The sequence below is a fragment of the Burkholderia sp. WSM2230 genome (genome assembly GCF_000472445.1).
Lineage (GTDB): Bacteria > Pseudomonadota > Gammaproteobacteria > Burkholderiales > Burkholderiaceae > Paraburkholderia.
On record NZ_AXAJ01000001.1, the window covers coordinates 780,753 to 800,650 of the forward strand.

A 19,898-nucleotide genomic window follows, 5' to 3' on the forward strand; every position below is an offset into this window, starting at 1 on the left:
CGAAGCGCGCCATTGGTGGATTGGTCGCGTTTCGATTTGCGTCCTAACGAAGCAACCTGAAATCTGACGCTGACGTATGTCAAGCGTCTGTCTTGGCGCGCCGTAGTTCGTGCACGTTGATTGGCCCGGACTGGTAAGCACCTTTTCGTGCAGTCCCCACGCTGATCCAGTCCGGAAGTCAACTCCAAGGTTACTTAGAGAACAGGAATGCGAAGACGCAATGTTAGGTCTATTAGCAGCACGAATTAACAATAAATAAGTGATCAACCAGGTTTGGAGATAGGAGAAAAAGATGAAGCGTATTATCTTGGGATCGCTGGCGATGGGTTTTGCAGCTGCTGCCAGCGCGCAAAGCAGCGTGACGCTATACGGACTAGTGGATAACGGTGTGCAGTTTGAGACCGGTTTGCCAAATGGTCATCGCCTGGGAGCCGAGTCGGGCAATTGGGCTGAATCACGCTTCGGCCTGAAGGGACTGGAGGACATTGGCGGCGGCACGTTCGTGACTTTCCAACTCGAGTCCCGACTCAACACGCAGAACGGAACCTACGCGAATGGGTCGTTCTTCGAGGGTCAAGCGACTATCGGCATGAGTAACCCGACGTACGGCTCCATCCGGATGGGTAACTTCGGCGCTAGCGAGCTGCTCCAATACGCGGGTATCCTCGACCCTCAACAGACGCAAAAATACTCGTTTGGCACGCTTGTGAGAGGCCGCATGTTCCCGCAGGCGGCCAACGGATTCGAGTATCTGTCTCCGAGCTTCGGGGGATTCACAGTACAAGGTCAGTACAATCTGACGAATTCGACGAGGTGGAACTCAGGTAATCCGGGCAGCGCTCCGGGCCAACTGGGAACATCAACCGGACTCGGTAGTTCCCAGGGCCGCGACGACGGCATCAAACTGGAATACAACGCACACAATCTCGACGTGCAGGCGATCTATGATGAGATTCGTGATGGGAACGGAAAATTCAGCAACGTCTATCTTGCTTCTCGTTCCATATTCGCAGGTGGGTCATACGTCTGGGGCCCAGTGACAGTCTTTCTAGGGTATCAGCACCTGAGCGCGCCAGACGCGACCAACGCGGGCTTCTATGGAACGGCGAATGCGTCGGCATTGCCCGCAGGCGTATCGTTGCCGACGAAGGTCGACCATGAGTGGGTCGGCGCACGTTGGGCCGTGACACCCGCAACGTTCCTGACGGGCGCGGTGTATCACGCGAATGCGAACAACGGAAACGGAAACGCCACGCTGTACACGCTTTCCGGTGCATACCTGCTTTCCAAACGTACTCGCCTATACACCGAACTGGGCTACCTCCGTAACAGCTCGACATCGAATCTCGGTCTCAATGGTGGACTCTACGGGCCGAACACGAACAATGATCCGGTAAATGGCAATCCATCAAGCTTGAATCCGAACTATGGTCACAGCCAGTTCGGCGCTTTCGCAGGCATCGCGACGCAGTTTTGAAGTCGTGGAAGAACGGCGGCGAGACGTGTAGGGCGCGCCGTCGTTTCCGTGCAAAGGCGAAGATGAAGGCCGTGAGTTTGACGAATGCGTGCATCGATCGGATGCGCGCACCAGATACCTTCCAACCTCATTAAATTTTTTTGGAGACGGGAATGAGTTCTACACGGATCAAGGCACTTGCGTTTGGCGTGAGCTGTTCACTGCTCTTGTTTTCAGTTGCTCAAGCGCAACCTGCCAGCAATCAAGCGTCGACGATGGAAGGTGCGAGCACTTCAAAGCAAGCCCAAAAGGCAACGAAGAAAGCCGAACGAAAAGCTCGCCGTGAAAAGAAGAATGCCGAGCTAAACGAACTGGAGAAGAACGGCTACAACCCATCTGGCGACCAGCTTAGATACCCGCAAAACGTGCAGAACGCGGGGCGGAAAGCGAATCCGAAAGGCGCTGGGGTAGCGGTACCGGCTTCGGCACCCTAAGGCATGCGTTCAGGGTCGCGGACTTGAAGACGAAGCCTCGGTCAACGTCGCCGATCCTTCCGGGCGATATCCTCGGAGAGTTGTCGCGGCTGAAGTTGCTGCAACCGGGCTAACACCCCGTTGCCCACCACGCCCTCTCGCTTGCGTGCGAGAAGGGTGTGGATGACCGGCAGTGTATAGGTCGCCAGTTACAGTGGAATGCGTGCTTTCGTGAACTCCATTGTTGCGATGCGTGATGAACATGATGCAGCCCGATTTAGAGATGCTCCGGTACGCCCGTGGAACGGGCTGCCCGCGCACTTTGTGTTCCTGAAATGAGGGCGCCTCAGGTCGATGATTGGTTTCCCGCACACTGTGCGGATTATTGCAGTCGCATCATCAACGGTGCTACGGGCCTCCCAGCCATTTTTCCCGCACACTTTGTCGTGCGTCCATAAGCGGATGCTGTAGTCGTCCCGCGGTTTGCCCCGCGTGAGGAGGCTGATAGAGCGCTTATTGAGCGAGCAGTTCGGGTATTCCAACGCGACAGCGAGGCAGGATACGACCACCGTCTCCTCATTCGCTGCGGACGCGTCGACGAATTGCGCTAGCTGAACGATACGTGGCTGCCGGCCTGAGAATTGAAAGTGCTTCCAGCCGACTGTCGAGGAGAGCCGTGTTAGCCATCGAAGAGCGACTCCCCGCCGAAGATCTGGACGGTATCGTCTGCGTTGATATGTTCGGTGAAGGCTATGATTTTCCACACTTCAAAATCGCAGTATTGCATGTAGCGCATCGCTCGCCTGTGTAGATTCAGAGAGCGACGAGCTATACAAGAGCGGCTTGCAAAGGGACCTTCTTATTCCAAATGTCGCCGACGCACGACAACAGTTGACTCTGGCGGCTGAGGAAACTATGCGATCGTTCGTCGAATCTGCGCGACCTCGATGCGGCTATCCAGCTTCGCAACGAAAATCATCTGAGCGCCGATCAGATCGATCGCATCGACTTGCGCGTGCATCCGCTCGTCATCGAACTGACGGGGAAGAAGACGCCGCGGATCGGGCTCGAAGGCAAGTTCAGCATCGATCACGCAGCGGCGGTTGCGATAATCGATGGCGCAGCCGGTGAAAAACAGTTCAGCGATGCCAAGGTCCGCGACCCGCAAACGGTGGCGTTGCGCGAGAAGGTCAATCCCATCGTTGATCCGTCGATCAGGCCGGAACAGGTAGACATGACCATGACGCTCAAGGATGGCCGCAAGCTGCACAAATTCATTCAGCACGCGATCGGCAGCACTGAAGTTCCCATGACCAATAAGCAGCTCGAAAAGAAATTCTCCGACCTCGCGGGAGGCATTCTGACCGCCGACCAGACGCGCGCGCTGATCGACAAATGCTGGCACGTAGAGCAACTCGACAGTGCCGCGGAAATCGCGGTGGCCGCTACAAAGCGCTGAACCTCCAGTGCCGCACTGTGCGAGCGACCGTATTCAGTGGCCCAGTTGAGAGATCCTCACACTGGACGCTGCATTCGCTTCTTCAACGTTTGCTTGAGCCGATGCGGCCTGTTCTGCACGCTGAAGATCGGCGGGATAGCAGGGGCAACTTTCGGACGGGTTGTAGCCGGACTTTTCCAGGCTAGCCAATTCCGCATGGCGCGCGGCGCGCGTCGTTTGCGCAATCGATTGTGCGTAAGATTCCATGGGAGCTGTCACGGCGATGAGTGCTGCAAGCAAGATGATCTGTTTCAAGACGGACCTCCAATTGGCTGTGCCCTTAGCCACGCGGCAAAAATGACAGCGAGTATAGGTAGTACTCTGTAGATTGAAACCCTACGTTCGACGCCCTAAGCATCAATCTATTGCGGCTGCCTATTTCCGATGACAAGCGGGAATGGAACTTTGCCCAATCCATTGCCAGATTGGAAAAGAGCATCCTTTGACGGCCGCCCACCGGCGACTACAAGGTCGCGGCCATCCACTAGCTGGAAATTCCCGATCTGCGACTCCAAATCGGGGGCCGGTTGAGCCAAACGCGCGGCGAAGCGTCCACCGTGCCTCGGAAACTTTCTTGATCGCGCGCGTTGTGCACCCATTGCAAATGGAAGCATCTCTCAGAGCTGCGTAGACGCCGAACAGCTGGAGGATCTATTCCCGCCATGGTTTTCTCTGGCGACCTCGGTGATCTCGACCAAGGATTGCTGACGGCCACCTCCGTTGGTGATGAGAGCCGGGCTTGGCGACCATTAGACACACCGGCGACCGCCAGATCAGCATCAATCTATCGCGACGACCTATTTCCAATGACAAAACGCAAGCCGCGCCGCCTAGACTGGACTCACTCGTTCTTCACGACATCGACACTTGGAGACACTGATGCAGACCCTGATGCTGGTGGGCACGGCCGCGAACCGGCCGAACACCGTGGGCTCGATCTACGCGTTGCAACCCGGGGGCGATTGGGAACAGGTCACCGGCATTCCCGCCGACGCCTCCGTGCAGGCCATCACGCCTGATCCGACCGATCCGCAAATCCTTTACGCAGCCGCGCGCAAAGGCGTGTTCCGCAGCCGCGACGGCGGCAAGAACTGGCAACGGCTGAACGTCACCGACGAGAACCCGCAGTTCTGGAGCATCGTGTTGCATCCGAAGCAGCCACGCACGCTGTTTGCCGGCGCGGGTCCGGTCAGCTTCTATCGCAGTGACGACGGCGGCGATACCTGGCGTCAGTTGAAAGCCGACTACCCCGAGCGCTTCAAGATTTCGTTTGGTTCGTCGCGCGTGATGCGCATTGCGTTCCATCCCACGAATCCCGACACGATGTACGCAGTCGCCGAAATCAATGGCTTTCTGATCAGCGAAGACGGCGGCGAAACCTGGCGCGGCGCGAACGAGGGCCTCGTTGCGCTCTCGCAGCAGCCGCATCTGAAAAGCCGGCTGGAAACCGACGATGAAGCGGAAGGCATGTTCGACGCGCACGCGGTAGCCACCACGCCCGCCGATCCCGACGCCGTGTTTTATGTCTGCCGCATGGGCGTGTTCGAGACGCGCGACAAAGGCGAAACGTTCCACGATCTCGAGGTCGGCAAGTACGCGCCGTTCTCTTACGCGCGCGATATCCGCATCTGTCCCGACAATCCGAGGAGACTGCTCGCGTGTTTCAGCATTTCGTCGCGCAGCGAAGCGGGTGCGCTGTACGCGAGCGACGACATTGGTAAGACCTGGTATCGCGCAGACGAAGCCGTTGATCCGCGCAGCACGATGCTTGGCTTCAACGTGCATCTGAGTGATCCGCGCGGCGTGATCACCGTCACGCGCGGCGGTCAGGTGTTCTACACGACCGACGGCTGCAAGACGTGGACGGAAAAACCGCTGCCTGGGGACGCCGGCGACGGATTCTGCACGGCGATGCTTTGATCGTCGCCCACTGCGCAAAGTTATTAGACAACAAAACCACGAGACAACGATGGCAGAACGACTTAACGGTGTGATCCGCGCGCTGGAAACCGGCCGGCGCATTGCCTTCACGTCATTCATGCAGGCGGAAATCGAAAACGCGGTGGCGTTTGCGCAATCGTCTAACGACGGGGTCGTGTTTGAGCTCGAGCACAACCCGTGGGACATTCGCGCGCTGCGGGAGTCGATGCAGTTCCTGCTGCTGCGCGAGAAGATTGCCCGGGCTGGTTCGGTTGCCTGTCAGATGACGCCGATCGTGCGCATTCCACCGAGCGGCAGCGAAATGAACCTGTGGTTTGCGAAGCAGGCGCTCGATCTTGGCGCTTACGGGATCGTCTGGCCTCGCATCAGCACGCCCGAGGAAGCGTACAACGCTGTGTCGGCGTGCCGGTATCCGCGCCTGAAAAGCGCGCCGCTCTATGAGCCCGCCGGATTGCGCGGCGATGCGCCGATGCCCGCGGCGCGATACTGGGGCGTGTCGCAGCAGGAGTACTACAGGCGCGCTGATGTGTGGCCGCTCGCGCCGGACGGCGAGATCCTTACCGTCCTGATGATCGAAGACACGCAGGCGATCGAGAACATCGAGCGCATCGTCAAGGAAGTACCGGGCATCGGCGTGTTGCTGATCGGCGAAGGAGATCTGACGCAGGAGCTCGGCTGTCCTCGCCAGTACGAGAACCCCGAACTGCTGCGCATGATGAAGCATGTGCTTGAAGTGGGCAGGGCGCACGACATTCCGGTCGGCCATCCGCACGTGACGAAGGACAACGTCGCGAGCGTGATCGACGAGGGCTACCGCTTCCTCATGACGTACCCCAGGCGCGATTTCTCGGCGCTGGAAACGGGCCGTGTGCTCGCCGAACGCGCATAGGAGAGGACACGTAATGAGCAATAATCTGTCGATCGTGCTCGGGCCTCACGGCCAGGTGCAAGATCTCAAGAACGGCGCGGTTCGCGTCGAGGGCTTCGATCTCACGTTCACCGAGGTCAAGCGCATGCCCGATATCTACCGCGAAATGGCGCGCAGCCAGCCGTACGACGTCTGTGAAATGGCGCCGACATCGTATCTCATGGCGCGCGCGGCCGGCGCGCCGCTGACCGCGTTACCGTTGCCGATGACGCGCCGCTTTCGCCACGGCGGTGTGCAGCGTCTGCGTCATTCGACCGTGCGCGATCCGAAGGATCTGGAAGGCCGCGCCGTCGGCGTGCGCACGTACTCGGTCACGGCCGCCGTATGGACACGCGGCATTTACGCCGACGAATACGGGCTCGACCCCGACAAGGTCACGTGGCTCACCCAGGAGGAAGAGAACGTCGCCAGCTTCGCGTTACCGCCAAACGTCAACTGCGTTGGCAAGACAGCCTCCTTCGCGGATCTGCTGCGCGCCGGGCAGCTCGACGCGGTTTTCGCGGGACTCGCGGGCGGCGCCGAAGGCCTCGAAGACGAGCTCGTCGATCTGGTGGACGACGCCGCAAGCGCGGAGCGCACCTGGTTCGAGCGGACCGGCATCTACCCCCTGCATGGCGTGATCGTGGTGAGAAACGAGGTGCTGGCAGCGCATCCGCATCTGCCAGCTGCGTTGTTCGAAGCGTTCGGCGCGGCCAAGCGCAACTATCTGGCGCGTGTGCAATCCGGTGAAGCAGACGGCGCGGAGGACCAGCGGTATCGCAAGCTGGCCGCGTGGGTCGGCGATCCGCTACCGTATGGCGTCTACGAAAACCGGGCGTCGTTCGAAGCGCTGATCCGTTATGCGCATCGCCAACGGTTGATCGACAGTTTGCCGTCGCTCGACGAAGTTGTGCTGGATCCGCAGCGTGCATCGCAGCATCACGCACAGAAGGTGCTGGCATGAACGACGTCGCAACGCAAACGCAGGAGACAGGGATGATTACGCTCCGTGCGATGATGGGCAGCTACCCGAAGACCGCGCCGCTCAAGCAGAACGCGATCGACTCGCCGCTCCTGAGGCTTAGCTTTGCGCCGGTGGACACCGCGCAGACGGCCTTCAGGAATGTCGTGCGGGGACTTGAATACGACGTCGCTGAACTGGCGATCATGACTTTCCTGCAGGCATTGGACGCGGGCAAGCCTTACCGGATGTTGCCGTTTGTGATGAACGGCAACTTCCACCACAAGAGCATTCTATGCCGCGCGGACGACACGCTTACGCCGCGCGATCTTGCGGGAAAAACCGTTGCGATGCGCGCCTATACGCAAACCACGCCCGCATGGGTGCGCGGGATCCTCGCCGATGAATACGGCGTCGACCTGCGCTCGGTGAAATGGGTAAGTCAGGAAGGGGCGCACGTCGCGGATTATGTCGAGCCGGAGTGGGTTACGCAGTTGCCGGAAAAGCGTGATCTCGAAGCGATGCTGCTGGCGGGCGAGGCGGACGCAATCATTTCCGGCGGCAAGCCGTCGGGCAATCCGGGCGTGCGTCAGTTGATTCCGGATGCAAAAACGGCCGCGCTCGACTGGCACGGGCGCACGCATGCGGTGCCGATCAATCACATCGTTGTGGTCCGTGAATCGATTGCTAATACGCATAACGGCGTCGTGCCCGAGCTGTACCGCATGCTGATCGAGAGCCGTCGGGCGAGTGGGGAAAGCGCTGCGGGTTCCGGGCCGGATCTCCAGCCCATTGGTTTTGATGCGTTGCGCCCGGCGCTCGAAATCGCGATCCGATATGCGTACGACCAGAAGCTGATATCACGGCCATTCAGCATTGGCGACCTATATGGTGACGTGGCGACTCAACTCGCCGTTTGAGCCAGGCTCGCAAACAGGGGACAAGGAGACATTGTGGTTTCGCCCATTAGAGGAATGACACACGTGCGCCTTAGCGCGCCGGATCTCGGGCGCATGCAGGCGTTTCTCGAAGACTTCGGCATGGCGCTCGCACACCGCGACGCGAAGCGTCTTTACATGCGCGGCGTGAGTGACACGCCGTTCCTCCACGTCACGGAACTCGGCGATCCCGGCGTGGTGAGTTTTGGCTACGAAGTGCGCGATCCGTCGCTGCTCGACAGTGTCGCAAAGCTGCCCGGTGCACAGGGCATCGAGACACTCGACGCACCCGGCGGTGGTCAGCGCGTGCGCGTGACCGACCCGAACGGCTTGACGCTGGAACTTCTTGCCGGACAGAAGCGCGTCGAGAAACTCGAGCCACGCGTCCTGGTGCGCGGCGCCGACGGCGAGAGCCGGGTGCTGGGGTCGGCGCGCGTGGTGCGCATCGCGCATACCGCGTATGCGACGCCGAACCTCGCCGGCACGATCGACTGGTATCAGGATGCTTTCGGTCTGTTGCCTACCGACGAACTGTTCGTAGGTTCGCGCGACAACGCGATTGGCCGTTTCTGCCGCGTGGATCTCGGCGACGAACTGGTCGATCATCACGTGATCTTCCTGCTGCGCGGCGCGCGCGCGGGAATGCACCACGTCTCATATCAGGTCGAAGGCGTCGACGACATTTTCTTCGGCTTCGATCACATGACGCGGCAGTCGCACGACCATGTGCGGGGCATTGGCCGGCATGCGCTCGGCAGTCAGATCTTCAATTACTGGATGAGCCCGTTCGAGCAGATGCACGAGCACTGGATCTCGCACGAGAAGATGAACGCGCAGAGCCGCTTCAATCACATTCAGATCGGCGAAGGCATGAGTTACGACACCGGCGAAAAGCCGCCGGAACGCTTTGTGAAGCAGGCGACGCAAATTGTCGCGTGGCCGGACTGAGCGCACTCACCACACAGGAATCAACCCGATGATAATCGACTGCCACGGGCACTTCACCACAGTGCCGAGGACCCTGCATGCCTGGCGCGAGCGTCAACTGGCATCCGAACGCGGCCATTACGGCGCGCCGCTTGCAATCAGCGACGACGAATTGCGTGACGCCATTGAAAACGGTCAGCTGAAGATGCAGCGCGAACGCGGCCTCGACGTCACGCTGTTTTCACCGATCGCGGGACAGATGGGCCATCACCTTGGCACGCTCGACAAGAGCATTGAATGGTCGCGGCTCTGCAACGACCTGATCGCACGCGTGGTCGCGCTATATCCGCGCAATTTCGCGGGCGTGTGCCAGTTGCCGCAAGCGCCCGGGCAAAGTCTCGACGCATCGGTGCAGGAACTGGAGCGCTGCGTGAAGGAGCTTGGCTTCGTAGGCTGCAACCTGAATCCCGACCCGTCGGGCGGTTTCTGGCAGACGGCGGCGCTGACCGACCGCATCTACTACCCGCTGTACGAGAAAATGGTCGAGTTGGACGTGCCCGCGATGATTCACGTAAGCGGCTCCTGCAACGCGTGCATCCATCACACCGGCGCGCATTACCTGAACGGCGACACCACCGCGTTCATGCAACTCGTGCAGAACCCGCAGGTGTTCAAGGATTTCCCGACACTACGCTTCGTGATTCCGCACGGCGGCGGCGCAGTCCCGTATCACTGGGGACGCTATCGCGGTCTGTCGCAGGATCTCGGTCATGGCGAACTCGACGACGGTTTGATGAAGAACGTCTATTTCGACACCTGTGTGTATCACCAGCCCGGCATCGACCTGCTGACATACGTCGTGCCGCACAGGAACATTCTGTTCGGCTCGGAGATGATTGGCGCGGTGAAGGGGATCGACCCGCGCACCGGCCATCATTACGACGACACGCGCCGCTACGTGAGCGCGACGCCCAATCTGGACGATACCGCGCGGGCGAATGTATTCCACCGCAATACCCTCGACGTTTATCCGGCGCTTCGTGCGCGGATCGCATGAATTCAAGCAAGGAAACGTGACCATGAACCTGGGACTCGACAGCAAAAACGCGCTGGTTTGCGCATCGTCGCGGGGACTCGGCCTCGCCTGCGCGACCGCGCTCGCCCGCGAGGGCTGCAACGTCACCATCAACGGACGCAACAAGGAAGCACTGGACGATGCCGCCGCGCGGATCGAAGCGGCGACGGGCCGGCGCCCGGTCATCGTCCGTGCGGATCTGAACAGCGAAGCGGGCCGCGCCGCGCTGACCGAGGCTTGCCCGTCGCCCGACATTCTGGTGAACAACAACGCGGGTCCGGAGCCGGGGAAGATCGCCGACTGGTCGCGCGAGGACTGGCTCGCCGCGATCGAGGCGAACATGCTCGCGCCGATCTTTCTGATCAAGCACTACCTGCCGGGCATGCGTGAGCGGCGCTTTGGCCGCATCGTCAACATCACGTCCGCAATGGTGAAGTCGCCGAGCGCGACGATGGGTCTGTCGGCGGCGGTACGTGCGGCGGTGACGGCACTCAGCAAGTCGGTGCAGCGTGACGCGGTGGTGGACAACGTGACGATCAACAACCTGCTGCCCGAACGTTTCGACACCGACCGGCAGAAATACATGGCCGAGCGCATGTCGAAGAAAGACGGCATCAGCGTCGCGGAGGCGAAGCAACGCATCGCCGCGACGATAGCCGCGAAGCGCCTCGGCGATCCGCAGGAGTTCGGCGACGCATGCGCGTTCCTGTGCAGCGCACAGGCGGGCTTCATCTCGGGACAGAACCTGCAACTCGATGGCGGCTCGTACGCGGGCCTTGTATGAGTTACGCCAGAACATAACTGGAGGAAAGAAAGTGAAATACGCAAGCTTTGCGATTGACGGGAAGACGAGCTACGGCATCGTCGTGAAGGATGGCGTTGTCGATCTGGGCCGCCGTTTCGGCGACCGCTACGCGGACCTGCAGGCGCTGGTGAAAGCGGACTTTCCCGCCGAAGTGGCCGCGTCCGCGAACGAGACCGCCGACCACGCGCTGGAAGCGATTACGTTCCTTCCGCCGATCCCGCGTCCGATGCACATCTGGTGCCTCGCGCTAAACTACGCCGAGCATCACAACGAGGTGCAGAGCGCCGGGCGTGTGCAGGAACTGCCGAAGCAGCCGGCGCTGTTTGCGCGCGCGGCCGATTCGCTCACCGGCCATGGCCAGCCGCTGCTTCATCCCGGCGTGTCCGGGCAGTTCGACTTCGAAGGCGAGCTGGTGGTGGTAATTGGCAAACCGGGCTATCGCGTGAAAGCGGAAAACGCGTTCGATCACGTAGCCGCCTATACGATCATGAACGAAGGGAGCGTGCGCGACTGGCAGTTCCACACGCGGCAGATAACGCCGGGCAAGAACTTCTATCGCAGCGGCGCGATCGGTCCGTGGCTCGTGCCGGCTCGCGAGATTGAGGATGTGAACGCGCTGCGGATCGTCACGACGCTCAACGGCCAGACCATGCAGGACGAGTCGGTGAGTGCGATGCTGCACAAGATTCCGCGATTCATCGAGTACGTATCGACGATTGCGCCGCTCGTGCCCGGGGATATTCTCGCGACCGGCACCCCCAGCGGCGTGGGTTTCTCGCGTCAACCGCCGGTGTTCATGAAGCCTGGCGACACTTGCGAGATCACCATTGATCGGATCGGCACGTTGTCCAACCAGGTCGCTGCGGAATAGTTCCGGCGGCGCCCAGTTTGAAGGGCGAAATGGGAAAGATCGAGCCGGACGCTTGCGAAAGCGTCACATCGTCGCGCGAGCTGCCGAGCATCTGGCAGTTGCGCGTCTTCGAGGCGGTCGCGCGTCACGAAAACGTGACGCAGGCGTCGCAGGAACTGTTGCGCTCGCAACCCACCACGACTTCGTCGATCGCGGCCTTCGAGGCGGCGCTCGACGTCACGCTGTTCGAACGCTCGACCACCGGCACGTGGCTCACGCCGGTTGGCGTCGCGGCGCAGGTGCGCGCACGGCGTATTCTGCAAAGCGCCGAGGAAGCGGTCGCCGCGCTCGGCAGTACGCGAAAGGTCTCGGCGCTGGCGCTCGCGAGTGGCATCACGCGCACGCAGATGCGGTGCCTGATCGCAATCGAGGAGAGCGGTTCGTTTCGCGCGGCGGCGCGGCGGCTCGGCATCACGGAAGCGTCGCTGCAACGCGCGGCGCGCACGCTCGAACAGAATCTGGGCGTGACGCTGTACCGACATACGCCGTCGGGCGTGGTGACGAACGAGACGGGCGGACCGTTCGCGCAGCGTCTGAAGCAGGTGTCGAATCAGATCGCGGCACTGGTGGAAGCGGTCGGCGCGTTCGAGTACCCGAAGGAGCGCTCCGTGACGGTCGGGGTGCTGCTGCTCGATCCGGCCATTCTGATCGTCAACGCGATTCGGGCGCTCTCGCAGCAGTTTCCCGACACTCGCGTGACGGTGTTGAGCGGCACGTACGAGACGTTGCTGAACAAACTGTCGCGCGGCGACATCGACTTCATGATCGGCCTGCTGAAGCAGCCGGGGCGCGCATTCGATTTCGTCGAGGAACCGCTGTACCGCGAGCGCTACTTTGTGGTGGCGAGCCGCAATCACCCACTCACGCGCGACGGCGCGCTCTCCGTGGAAGCGCTACGCGGCTATCCGTGGGTGCTCCCGCCGAAAGGATCGCCGCGCCGCGAAGCATACGAAAACCTCTTTTCTGAAGGCACGCCGCCGCCGGCGCGGATCGAAACCTATTCGCTCTCGACCATACGCATCACGCTCGCCGACATGGACATGCTCACCGTATTGAGCTGGACCGAGATTCTGAGCGAGCGGCGTTTTGGGCTGGTCGCGCCGCTGCGCGTCGACGTGCCGTGGAAAGGCCCGATGTTCGGCATCACAATGCGGCGCGACTGGACGCCGAACGACGTGCAGGCGGAGTTCCTGCTCAACCTTAGAAAGAACGCGGCGGCCATCGCCGGAGATTCGCTGGAAGGCTGAACCGGTGCTTGTCATTAGATCATGGGACATGCGCCGGCATATTAATAAGGCATCCAGATTAAAACGAATGGAGACAAATCATGGTTGCAGCACAGGGCGGACGTAGTCCGTTTCAGGATCAGACAACGCTATCCGGCAATCAGAAGACGCTGATCGCGCTGGTCGGCATCGGCAGCATGCTCGAGTTCTGGGACGCGTATCTGATCGGTTTCATCATGGCGTTCCTGATTAAACCCTGGGGTTTGACCTACGGCATCATGGGCGCGGTCTTGCTGGCGTCAGGCGGGGGGGCGATCGTCGGCGGGGCCGTGTGGGGCATGCTGGCCGACCGCTTTGGCAGAAAGCCGGTTTTCGTAGCGTCACTGCTGGTGTTGGGCGCGGCGAGCATTGCGCTTGCTTTCACGCCGGAACGCGGTTGGGTCTACATGGCGGCGATGCGCGTGCTGATCGGCTTCTGTTCAGCGGGCTACTTCATCCAGATCGCACTTGTACAGGAGTTCACGCCGCCGAAACGGCGCGGCATGCTGACTGGCGTCGTCTCGGCGATCACCACCGGCGGCTTGCTGCTCGGTGCGTTGAGCGGCGCGTGGCTGATCCCGACAATCGGCTGGCGCTGGACCTTCGTGCTCGGCGCGGCGCCCGCGGCAATCGCGTTGGTCGGCGCGTTGCGGGTGCCGGAATCGCCGCGCTGGCTGAGCCTGCACGGCCGTCAGGACGACGCGCGCAAGGCGGTCGCATGGGCGCGCGGCGACACCTCGTGGGAACGCGATCATTCCGCGCCGCAGCCCGCGGCGGCGCGCAGCTGGTTTGATATTTTTCAGTGCCCGCGCAACGTGCTGACCACGGGCCTCATTAACGTCGGGCTGATCTCCGGCTACTACGGCATCGTGCTATGGGGCCCCACGCTGATGTCGCAGGTCCAGTCGGTCTCGCCTGTGACCGCGTCGAAGGTGATGATCGGTTTCAGCCTGATCGGCATCATGTCGCGGCTCGTGGCCGCGCTGTTGGCCGATCGCATCGGGCGTCGCAAGACCGGTGGCTTCTATGCGCTGGCGGCGGCCGTGGCGCTTGTGCTTGCCGGCTACATCGGCCACGGCGACCTGTTCTCGCCGTCGCTGTTCTGGCTGCCGCTGCTGCTCTCGTTCGTTTTTGCGGACGGCAGTCTGTCCGTATGCGCCGCGTATTCAACCGAAGTGTGGCCATCGCGGCTGCGGGGCTCGGGCGCGGGCTTCGCCGGGCTCGCCGGATCGGTGGGAAAAATTTTAGGACCGTTGGGACTTGCGATGACAGCCGGATCGGCCAACATCGTAATGCCATCGGCCACCGTTTCGGTGATTGTGCCGGCGTTCCAGTTCCTCGCGGCGTGCCTCGCGGTGTGCGGTCTCACGTATCTCGTGTTCGGCATCGAAGCACGCGGCAAACCCCTCGAATCGTTCGACCAACCCGACGATGGCGCCGCACCCGCGCTCGACCCGGCGCATCAGCGGCAGAACGGATGAGCGGCTGAGCGCGGGGAGGGCGATAGAGAGCGTGCACAGCAAAAACATATGGCGACGGCGCTTTTTCGATTGGGACCGCGAATCAGGCTCCCATAGACTGGCCGCAGGCTGGACCGAGGGCAGCCGCCACGTTTGACACTTCAACAGAGAATTCGTTACTCATGCAGATCGTAGATGCCCAGATTCACGCGTGGTTGGAGGGCGAATCGACCGGCCACCACCGGCGCACGCCGATCACCGCCGACGTGCTCGATGCCGAGATGAAGCAAGCGGGTGTTGACCGTGTGGTGCTGGTGCCGCCGCTATGGGACCCGAACGGCAACGCGTACTCGCTCTCACTCGCGCAGGAGCACCCGGAGAAATTCGCGGTGATGGGCCTGCTCGACGCCGCGCCGGAACAGGCCGCGCAACGCATTCGCGAATGGCGCGCGCAGCCCGGCATGCGCGGCATCCGTTTCCTGTTCAACACGAAAGAACGGCTTGCGCCACTTCTCGAAGGCCACTACGACGCGCTGTGGCCAATCGCCGAGGAAACCGGCCTGCCCACAGCGCTGCTCTTACCGAATGCACTCGGAGAGGCCGCTGCGATTGCCGAACGCCATCCGCGCTTGCCTCTGATCGTCGATCACCTCGGCGTACCGCGCGGCGCATCCGGTCCGGGCGCATTTGAACACCTGCCGCAGCTGCTGGCGCTCGCCCGTTATCCGAACGTCAGCGTAAAGGCGGTGGGCGTGGGTGATTACGCGCTTGATCCGTTCCCGTTCCAGTCGCTGTCCGAAACACTTCGGCGCGTGGTGGACGCGTTCGGACCCGATCGCGTCATATGGGGCAGCGATCTGTCGCGTCTGCATCACCCGTACTGGCAGTGCGTAACGCATTTCAGCGAGAATCTGTCGTGGCTCGGCGGGGCGGATCTCGAACAGGTTATGGGAGGGAATCTTTTGCGTTTATTGAAGTGGGAAACTTGAAACGGCGTTTCGCGTGACGGCGGGACACCTACACAATTAGCGAAGCCAAAAGATATTGGCCAATTTCTGGAGACGACAATGCTTAGAGCGGGACGCTGGCCGTGCATCATCCTGTTGTACATTTACGGGACCGTGGCAACCTCGCTGGTCACGCAGTCGGTGCCGGTAATCGGCGACATCGCCGCGTATTTTCATCTCTCGCACGCCGCATCCGGCTGGGTGATCTCGATTCCCTCGCTGATCACTGCGCTGTTTGCGCTGTTCGCCGGCTGGCTGGTGGACCGGATCGGCGATAAGCGCGTGATTCTGGCGGGCTCGGCGTTCGCCTTCGCCGGTAATCTCGGCGTGTTCTTCTCGCACGATCTCAGTGCTCTGTTCGTGAGCCGGCTGCTAGAAGGCGTCGGCTACCTGTCGCTGACCGTTGGGGCGGTTACGCTCATCATGCGCACCACCAGCGGCACGCGGCGAAGCATCGCGCTCGGACTATGGACCTCGCATACCGCGGTGGGCATTGGCCTTACGCTGTCGATCGTCGCGCCGCTCGCGCAGAAAGGCGAGCTGTGGCGCTGGGCGTTCGGCGGCCACGCCGTCCTGATGGCGGCGCTGACAGTCGCCGCATTCCTCCTGCCTGCCAAAGTGAGCGCGACGCACGATCGCAAGCTCGGCGACATCTGGATCGTGCTGAAGAGCCGCGCACTTTACAGGGTCGCGCTGGCGTCCGGGTCGTCGGCATTCATTCAGACCGGCGTGATGGCGGCGCTCACCGTCTATCTCGCGAGGCGCTTCCATATTTCCGTCGCCGCGGCGGCCGGAATAGGGACGCTCGCTGAAGTGTTCGTCGCGATCGGCTGTCTGTCGGTCGGGCATTTGCTGAAGGCCGGGGCGACGGTGCGCAAGCTCGCGCTGATAGGCGGCACGGTGATGCTCGTGGGCGGCCTGGTGCTGTATTTGCCGGCCACACCGCTCGTCGGCGCGAGCGTGTCGGTGTGTGCGTTCTCGATCGGCGTCGGCACGGTGATCGGCTCGATCTGGACACTGCTGCCGTCCGCCTCGCCCACGCCCGCTACCCTTGGCGCAACCAGCGGCCTCGTCTCGCAGGCGACTTACCTGGGAGTGCTACTCGGGCCGCCGGCCATTTTCGCGACGTTCTACGAGGGCGGCTGGATCGTGCGGGTGACGCTCGTGGTGATCGCGACGCTGCTGCAAATCGCGCCGGTGGTCTGGCGCGCCGGCGCGGGACGCGCGAGCGGTAAGCCGACCGACGGCCACGCGCTGCATCCGCACTAACGGCTGCGTGAAGCACGGGCGAGCGCGACGCACGCCCGCTCACTTCCTGATTGGATTCCACTGAGTTTTCCGGCGCAGTGACTGGCGCCGCAGTGGCGTCTGCGCGCGCGAAATGGGTGGCGCTGACTCTGACAACTAGATTCGCATACGAAGGCGGCTCTGACGCCGTCCCAACGGAGACTCGATATGACAACGAACACGACAACGAAAACAACGAAAAGGCGCTCGTCTATTCGCCTGTGCGCGGCTGCTGCGCTGACGCTTGCCGTCAGCGGCGCCGTTCACGCCCAAAGCAGCGTCACGCTATACGGCGTGATTTCGACCTCGCTCGAATACGTGAGCAATTCGCGCGGATCGCATCAGTTCGCGCTCGCAAATGCGGGGATGATGCCGCCGCGTTTTGGTTTGCGCGGTGTGGAAAATCTTGGCGGGGGCAACAAGGCGCTCTTCACGCTGGAAAACGGCTTTAACGTCACGAATGGCGCGATGCTCGGCGGCGGAATTTTCGGGCGCCAGGCGTTCGTCGGTTTGTCGAATAACCGGCTCGGAACGGTGACCTTCGGCCGTCAGTACGAGGAAATGACGAACTCGCTCTGGTTCGCGACCGCGGCCAACGCGTTTGCCGGGTACGGCGCGCACATCGGCGACAACGACAACATGTTCTTCACCAACCGCTTTAACAACGCCGTTCGGTATGCGTCGCCGACGCTCGACGGTTTCACCGTTGCAGGCAGTTACGCCTTCTCGAACACAACGCAGTTTTCGAACAACAACGGCTTCAGCGGTTCGCTCACGTACATGAACGGTCCGCTGAAAGTAGGCGCAGCCTTTACGCAGATCAACCGGCGTACCAATGCGGCGATCCCGAACCTGACGAGCGGTGCGGTGGACAGCACCGGCTGGGGCTTTTCATCCCCATTCGTCACAAGCCCGGGAGGCGCCGGCACCAACCAGCAGCGGATCATGGGCGTGGGCGGCACCTACGATTTCGGCTTTTTTAACGTGATCGCCGATTACACCAACGTGCTCTACAACTACTCGGATTCGAGCGGGCTGCGCCTGCAGAACTTTGAGGGATCCGTCTACAAGTTCATTACGCCGGCGTTCGAAATGGGTTTGCAGTACGTCTATACGGTCGGCAATTACTCGAGCGGCCGCGGAGTGCACTACAACCAGGTCGATCTGGCGTCGCACTACCTGCTGTCGAAACGCACCGAGCTGTTTCTGATCGGCATCTACCAGCGCGCGGCGGGGCCGAATGCGTATGCACAGATCTACACGGCAAGTCCGTCGTCGGGCAAGACCCAGACGCTGATCGAGGCCGGGATCATGCATAAGTTCTGAGGCGCCTTCGCGGACATCGAGGCGCAACACCTTCAGTCGAGTTTTTGGAGAGAGCATCATGAAGCGCTTGCGGATCGGCATGATCGTGCCGTCGTTGAACACTATCGCGGAAGACGATTTCCGCATGTATTGCCCACCGGGGGTTGCGTATCACGTGCACCGGCTGCGGCTGCGCAAGGAGAACGGCGTAGTCACCGAAGAAAGTCTCACGCGCGCACATCTCGAAGCGGCCGAAGAGGCGGAGTACCTGAAAGACATGTCGCCCGACGTGATCGCGTTCAATTGCACGGGCGCGAGTATCGCGTACGGCAAGGACTGCGATACGCGGCTGGCGGAGCGCATGACCGAGGTTCTCGGCGTGCCGTCGACGAACACAATGGTCGCGGTGAAGGATGCGCTGCGCGCGGTTGGCGCACGGCGCATCCTGCAGGTCTGCCCATTCGGCGACGCCTTTTTGCGGATCGAAGCGCAGTCGCTCGCCGATGCGAGTCTCGACGTGCATCGTTCGGTGTCGCTCAACTTCACTGACGCAAAAGTCGCGGCGCGCATGGAACCCTGCGAAATCGTCGATCGGGTGTTGCAATTGATCGACCACGGCACCGAATCGGTGTTCCTGTCGTGCGCGAATGTGCGCGCGTTCGAGGCGGTTCGCGAGCTCGAACGCACGCTGGATATGCCGGTCGTCACTAGCAATCAGGCGATGCTATGGGGAGCGTTGCGGCTCGCGGGCTGGCAGGGCGCGATCGACGGCGCGGGGCGTCTGTTCGCCGACGCACGCGCTGTTGCCTGAGCGCGGCGTCCCGCGCATTCAGCTGCGCTCGCCGGACGACGCATCGCGCCGCCGTTGCGACGGACACGCGCCGACGTACCTGCTAAACGCGGCGCGAAACGCGCGCTCGGGGCGATAGCCGACATGCGCCAACCATTCCCCTTTTATGGCGCAATCGAGTAAGGCTCATCGGGTATGTCGAACAGCCTGTCATCGACATTCATCTCGACTGCACAGTCACCGTGGCGCCCGGGCGGGCTTTGCAATTCACCAAAACGCTCCTGCACGGCGGTCTTGAGCCGCTGCTGGATCAACCTTCGTTTCGCGGTGTCCATCTCCGAGTAGACATCGATCTGCGTGTGCGAAAACCTGAGAGTTACAACGCAACGGGCATCGAGAGACGTATCCCGGTGCGATTCCAGAACCCACGATAGCTGGATGTAGAGTGTGTCCCCCTCATCGTAGGTCAAAACTGCGGGCGATTTGGGTGATTCAAAGCTGCGTGCGAGCGTCAGCTCGATTTCTTCAATGCGCTGCTGTGTGTCCGTCTTTCGCATGGCTGAAATCTCCATATCGTTTGTCGGTTTGATCCGGAAAGCCGAAAAGCCGAAAAGCGGCCGCATCGGCCGGCGAAATCCAGAGCGTTCGCCGGGGCCTGCGGCACGTCGTAGATTTTCTTTACGGTGGCGTCGCAGTACACCGGCTCAGGCCATGCCGGTGCTGGCCGGTACTTCTGGACGGTGTAACGGCCTTGTCGAACCGGCAGTTGGCCGTGCACGGGTCTTCGGCGCGTATTCCATTCAAAGGGCTCGCAAGCAATGAACCATCCGCGCCGGCATGCACTGACGACTTCGGGCCCGGTTGAGAGAAGGAACGGCCCGGCGGCGCTGCGG

At 61.5% G+C, this 19,898-nt stretch carries 19 protein-coding genes; 17 read left to right on the top strand and 2 right to left on the bottom strand.

Going from position 1 to position 19,898, the window contains the following annotated elements; translation table 11 throughout:
* Positions 1–292 precede the first annotated feature (292 nt).
* The 3 genes from A3AC_RS0103605 (at position 293) to A3AC_RS0103620 (ending at position 3,388) form a co-directional block, all read left to right on the top strand.
* A complete protein-coding gene (locus A3AC_RS0103605; RefSeq protein WP_025597383.1) occupies positions 293–1,477 on the top strand; it encodes a porin in 1,185 nt (394 codons plus the stop codon).
* Between the two features lie 152 nt (positions 1,478–1,629).
* A complete protein-coding gene (locus A3AC_RS29785) occupies positions 1,630–1,950 on the top strand; it encodes a DUF4148 domain-containing protein (protein WP_084515350.1) in 321 nt (106 codons plus the stop codon).
* Positions 1,951–2,884: 934 nt separating this feature from the next.
* On the top strand, positions 2,885–3,388 hold the full coding sequence (locus A3AC_RS0103620; protein ID WP_269663317.1) for a hypothetical protein: 504 nt from the start codon (positions 2,885–2,887) through the stop codon (positions 3,386–3,388).
* 33 nt (positions 3,389–3,421) lie between these two features.
* Here A3AC_RS0103620 and A3AC_RS29790 read toward each other — a convergent pair whose 3' ends face one another.
* Positions 3,422–3,682 (bottom strand): DUF4148 domain-containing protein, encoded by a 261-nt coding sequence (locus tag A3AC_RS29790; RefSeq protein WP_156924565.1) that lies wholly within the window; start codon positions 3,680–3,682, stop codon positions 3,422–3,424.
* 624 nt (positions 3,683–4,306) lie between these two features.
* Here A3AC_RS29790 and A3AC_RS0103625 point away from each other — a divergent pair.
* From A3AC_RS0103625 to A3AC_RS0103690, 14 genes are all read left to right on the top strand, one after another.
* Positions 4,307–5,347 (top strand): sialidase family protein, encoded by a 1,041-nt coding sequence (locus tag A3AC_RS0103625; RefSeq protein WP_025597387.1) that lies wholly within the window; start codon positions 4,307–4,309, stop codon positions 5,345–5,347.
* A gap of 49 nt (positions 5,348–5,396) precedes the next feature.
* Positions 5,397–6,257 (top strand): HpcH/HpaI aldolase family protein, encoded by an 861-nt coding sequence (locus tag A3AC_RS0103630; RefSeq protein ID WP_025597389.1) that lies wholly within the window; start codon positions 5,397–5,399, stop codon positions 6,255–6,257.
* 13 nt (positions 6,258–6,270) lie between these two features.
* Positions 6,271–7,239 carry an ABC transporter substrate-binding protein gene (locus A3AC_RS0103635; RefSeq protein ID WP_025597391.1) on the top strand — a complete coding sequence of 323 codons (969 nt, stop codon included), beginning with the start codon at positions 6,271–6,273 and terminating at the stop codon, positions 7,237–7,239.
* Positions 7,240–7,271: 32 nt separating this feature from the next.
* Positions 7,272–8,156 (top strand): ABC transporter substrate-binding protein, encoded by an 885-nt coding sequence (locus tag A3AC_RS0103640; RefSeq protein WP_156924566.1) that lies wholly within the window; start codon positions 7,272–7,274, stop codon positions 8,154–8,156.
* Between the two features lie 63 nt (positions 8,157–8,219).
* A complete protein-coding gene (locus tag A3AC_RS0103645; RefSeq protein WP_198017962.1) occupies positions 8,220–9,122 on the top strand; it encodes a VOC family protein in 903 nt (300 codons plus the stop codon).
* Positions 9,123–9,150: 28 nt separating this feature from the next.
* A complete protein-coding gene (locus tag A3AC_RS29000) occupies positions 9,151–10,158 on the top strand; it encodes an amidohydrolase family protein (RefSeq protein ID WP_035474528.1) in 1,008 nt (335 codons plus the stop codon).
* A gap of 22 nt (positions 10,159–10,180) precedes the next feature.
* Positions 10,181–10,960 carry an SDR family oxidoreductase gene (locus tag A3AC_RS0103655; protein ID WP_025597397.1) on the top strand — a complete coding sequence of 260 codons (780 nt, stop codon included), beginning with the start codon at positions 10,181–10,183 and terminating at the stop codon, positions 10,958–10,960.
* Between the two features lie 31 nt (positions 10,961–10,991).
* Entirely contained in the window at positions 10,992–11,852 is an 861-nt protein-coding gene (locus A3AC_RS0103660) for a fumarylacetoacetate hydrolase family protein (protein WP_025597399.1), read from the top strand.
* 29 nt (positions 11,853–11,881) lie between these two features.
* Positions 11,882–13,138: a LysR family transcriptional regulator gene (locus tag A3AC_RS0103665; protein WP_025597401.1), complete on the top strand. Its 1,257-nt coding sequence runs from the start codon at positions 11,882–11,884 to the stop codon at positions 13,136–13,138.
* A gap of 80 nt (positions 13,139–13,218) precedes the next feature.
* Positions 13,219–14,637 carry an MFS transporter gene (locus A3AC_RS0103670; protein WP_025597403.1) on the top strand — a complete coding sequence of 473 codons (1,419 nt, stop codon included), beginning with the start codon at positions 13,219–13,221 and terminating at the stop codon, positions 14,635–14,637.
* Between the two features lie 161 nt (positions 14,638–14,798).
* A complete protein-coding gene (locus A3AC_RS0103675; RefSeq protein WP_025597404.1) occupies positions 14,799–15,605 on the top strand; it encodes an amidohydrolase family protein in 807 nt (268 codons plus the stop codon).
* Positions 15,606–15,683: 78 nt separating this feature from the next.
* On the top strand, positions 15,684–16,892 hold the full coding sequence (locus tag A3AC_RS0103680) for an MFS transporter (protein WP_084515353.1): 1,209 nt from the start codon (positions 15,684–15,686) through the stop codon (positions 16,890–16,892).
* A gap of 186 nt (positions 16,893–17,078) precedes the next feature.
* Positions 17,079–18,236, top strand: a complete 1,158-nt coding sequence (locus A3AC_RS0103685) for a porin (protein WP_084515355.1) — start codon at positions 17,079–17,081, stop codon at positions 18,234–18,236.
* A 58-nt stretch (positions 18,237–18,294) separates the two neighbouring features.
* A complete protein-coding gene (locus A3AC_RS0103690) occupies positions 18,295–19,026 on the top strand; it encodes a maleate cis-trans isomerase family protein (RefSeq protein ID WP_025597409.1) in 732 nt (243 codons plus the stop codon).
* 143 nt (positions 19,027–19,169) lie between these two features.
* On the opposite strand, the gene A3AC_RS0103695 is transcribed toward A3AC_RS0103690, so the two are convergent.
* Positions 19,170–19,562 (bottom strand): hypothetical protein, encoded by a 393-nt coding sequence (locus A3AC_RS0103695; protein ID WP_025597411.1) that lies wholly within the window; start codon positions 19,560–19,562, stop codon positions 19,170–19,172.
* Positions 19,563–19,898 lie beyond the last annotated feature (336 nt).

What these genes read in the sequence shown, in the direction of transcription:
- A3AC_RS0103665 (WP_025597401.1), top strand. Translation starts at nt 11,882, where the DNA reads ATGGGAAAGATCGAGCCGGACGCTTGCGAAAGCGTCACATCGTCGCGC.
- A3AC_RS0103625 (WP_025597387.1), top strand. Translation starts at nt 4,307, where the DNA reads ATGCAGACCCTGATGCTGGTGGGCACGGCCGCGAACCGGCCGAACACC.
- A3AC_RS0103630 (WP_025597389.1), top strand. Translation starts at nt 5,397, where the DNA reads ATGGCAGAACGACTTAACGGTGTGATCCGCGCGCTGGAAACCGGCCGG.
- A3AC_RS0103675 (WP_025597404.1), top strand. Translation starts at nt 14,799, where the DNA reads ATGCAGATCGTAGATGCCCAGATTCACGCGTGGTTGGAGGGCGAATCG.
- A3AC_RS0103635 (WP_025597391.1), top strand. Translation starts at nt 6,271, where the DNA reads ATGAGCAATAATCTGTCGATCGTGCTCGGGCCTCACGGCCAGGTGCAA.
- A3AC_RS0103680 (WP_084515353.1), top strand. Translation starts at nt 15,684, where the DNA reads ATGCTTAGAGCGGGACGCTGGCCGTGCATCATCCTGTTGTACATTTAC.
- A3AC_RS0103685 (WP_084515355.1), top strand. Translation starts at nt 17,079, where the DNA reads ATGACAACGAACACGACAACGAAAACAACGAAAAGGCGCTCGTCTATT.
- A3AC_RS0103670 (WP_025597403.1), top strand. Translation starts at nt 13,219, where the DNA reads ATGGTTGCAGCACAGGGCGGACGTAGTCCGTTTCAGGATCAGACAACG.
- A3AC_RS0103640 (WP_156924566.1), top strand. Translation starts at nt 7,272, where the DNA reads ATGATTACGCTCCGTGCGATGATGGGCAGCTACCCGAAGACCGCGCCG.
- A3AC_RS0103605 (WP_025597383.1), top strand. Translation starts at nt 293, where the DNA reads ATGAAGCGTATTATCTTGGGATCGCTGGCGATGGGTTTTGCAGCTGCT.
- A3AC_RS0103655 (WP_025597397.1), top strand. Translation starts at nt 10,181, where the DNA reads ATGAACCTGGGACTCGACAGCAAAAACGCGCTGGTTTGCGCATCGTCG.
- A3AC_RS29000 (WP_035474528.1), top strand. Translation starts at nt 9,151, where the DNA reads ATGATAATCGACTGCCACGGGCACTTCACCACAGTGCCGAGGACCCTG.
- A3AC_RS29785 (WP_084515350.1), top strand. Translation starts at nt 1,630, where the DNA reads ATGAGTTCTACACGGATCAAGGCACTTGCGTTTGGCGTGAGCTGTTCA.
- A3AC_RS0103690 (WP_025597409.1), top strand. Translation starts at nt 18,295, where the DNA reads ATGAAGCGCTTGCGGATCGGCATGATCGTGCCGTCGTTGAACACTATC.
- A3AC_RS0103695 (WP_025597411.1), bottom strand. Translation starts at nt 19,562, where the DNA reads ATGCGAAAGACGGACACACAGCAGCGCATTGAAGAAATCGAGCTGACG.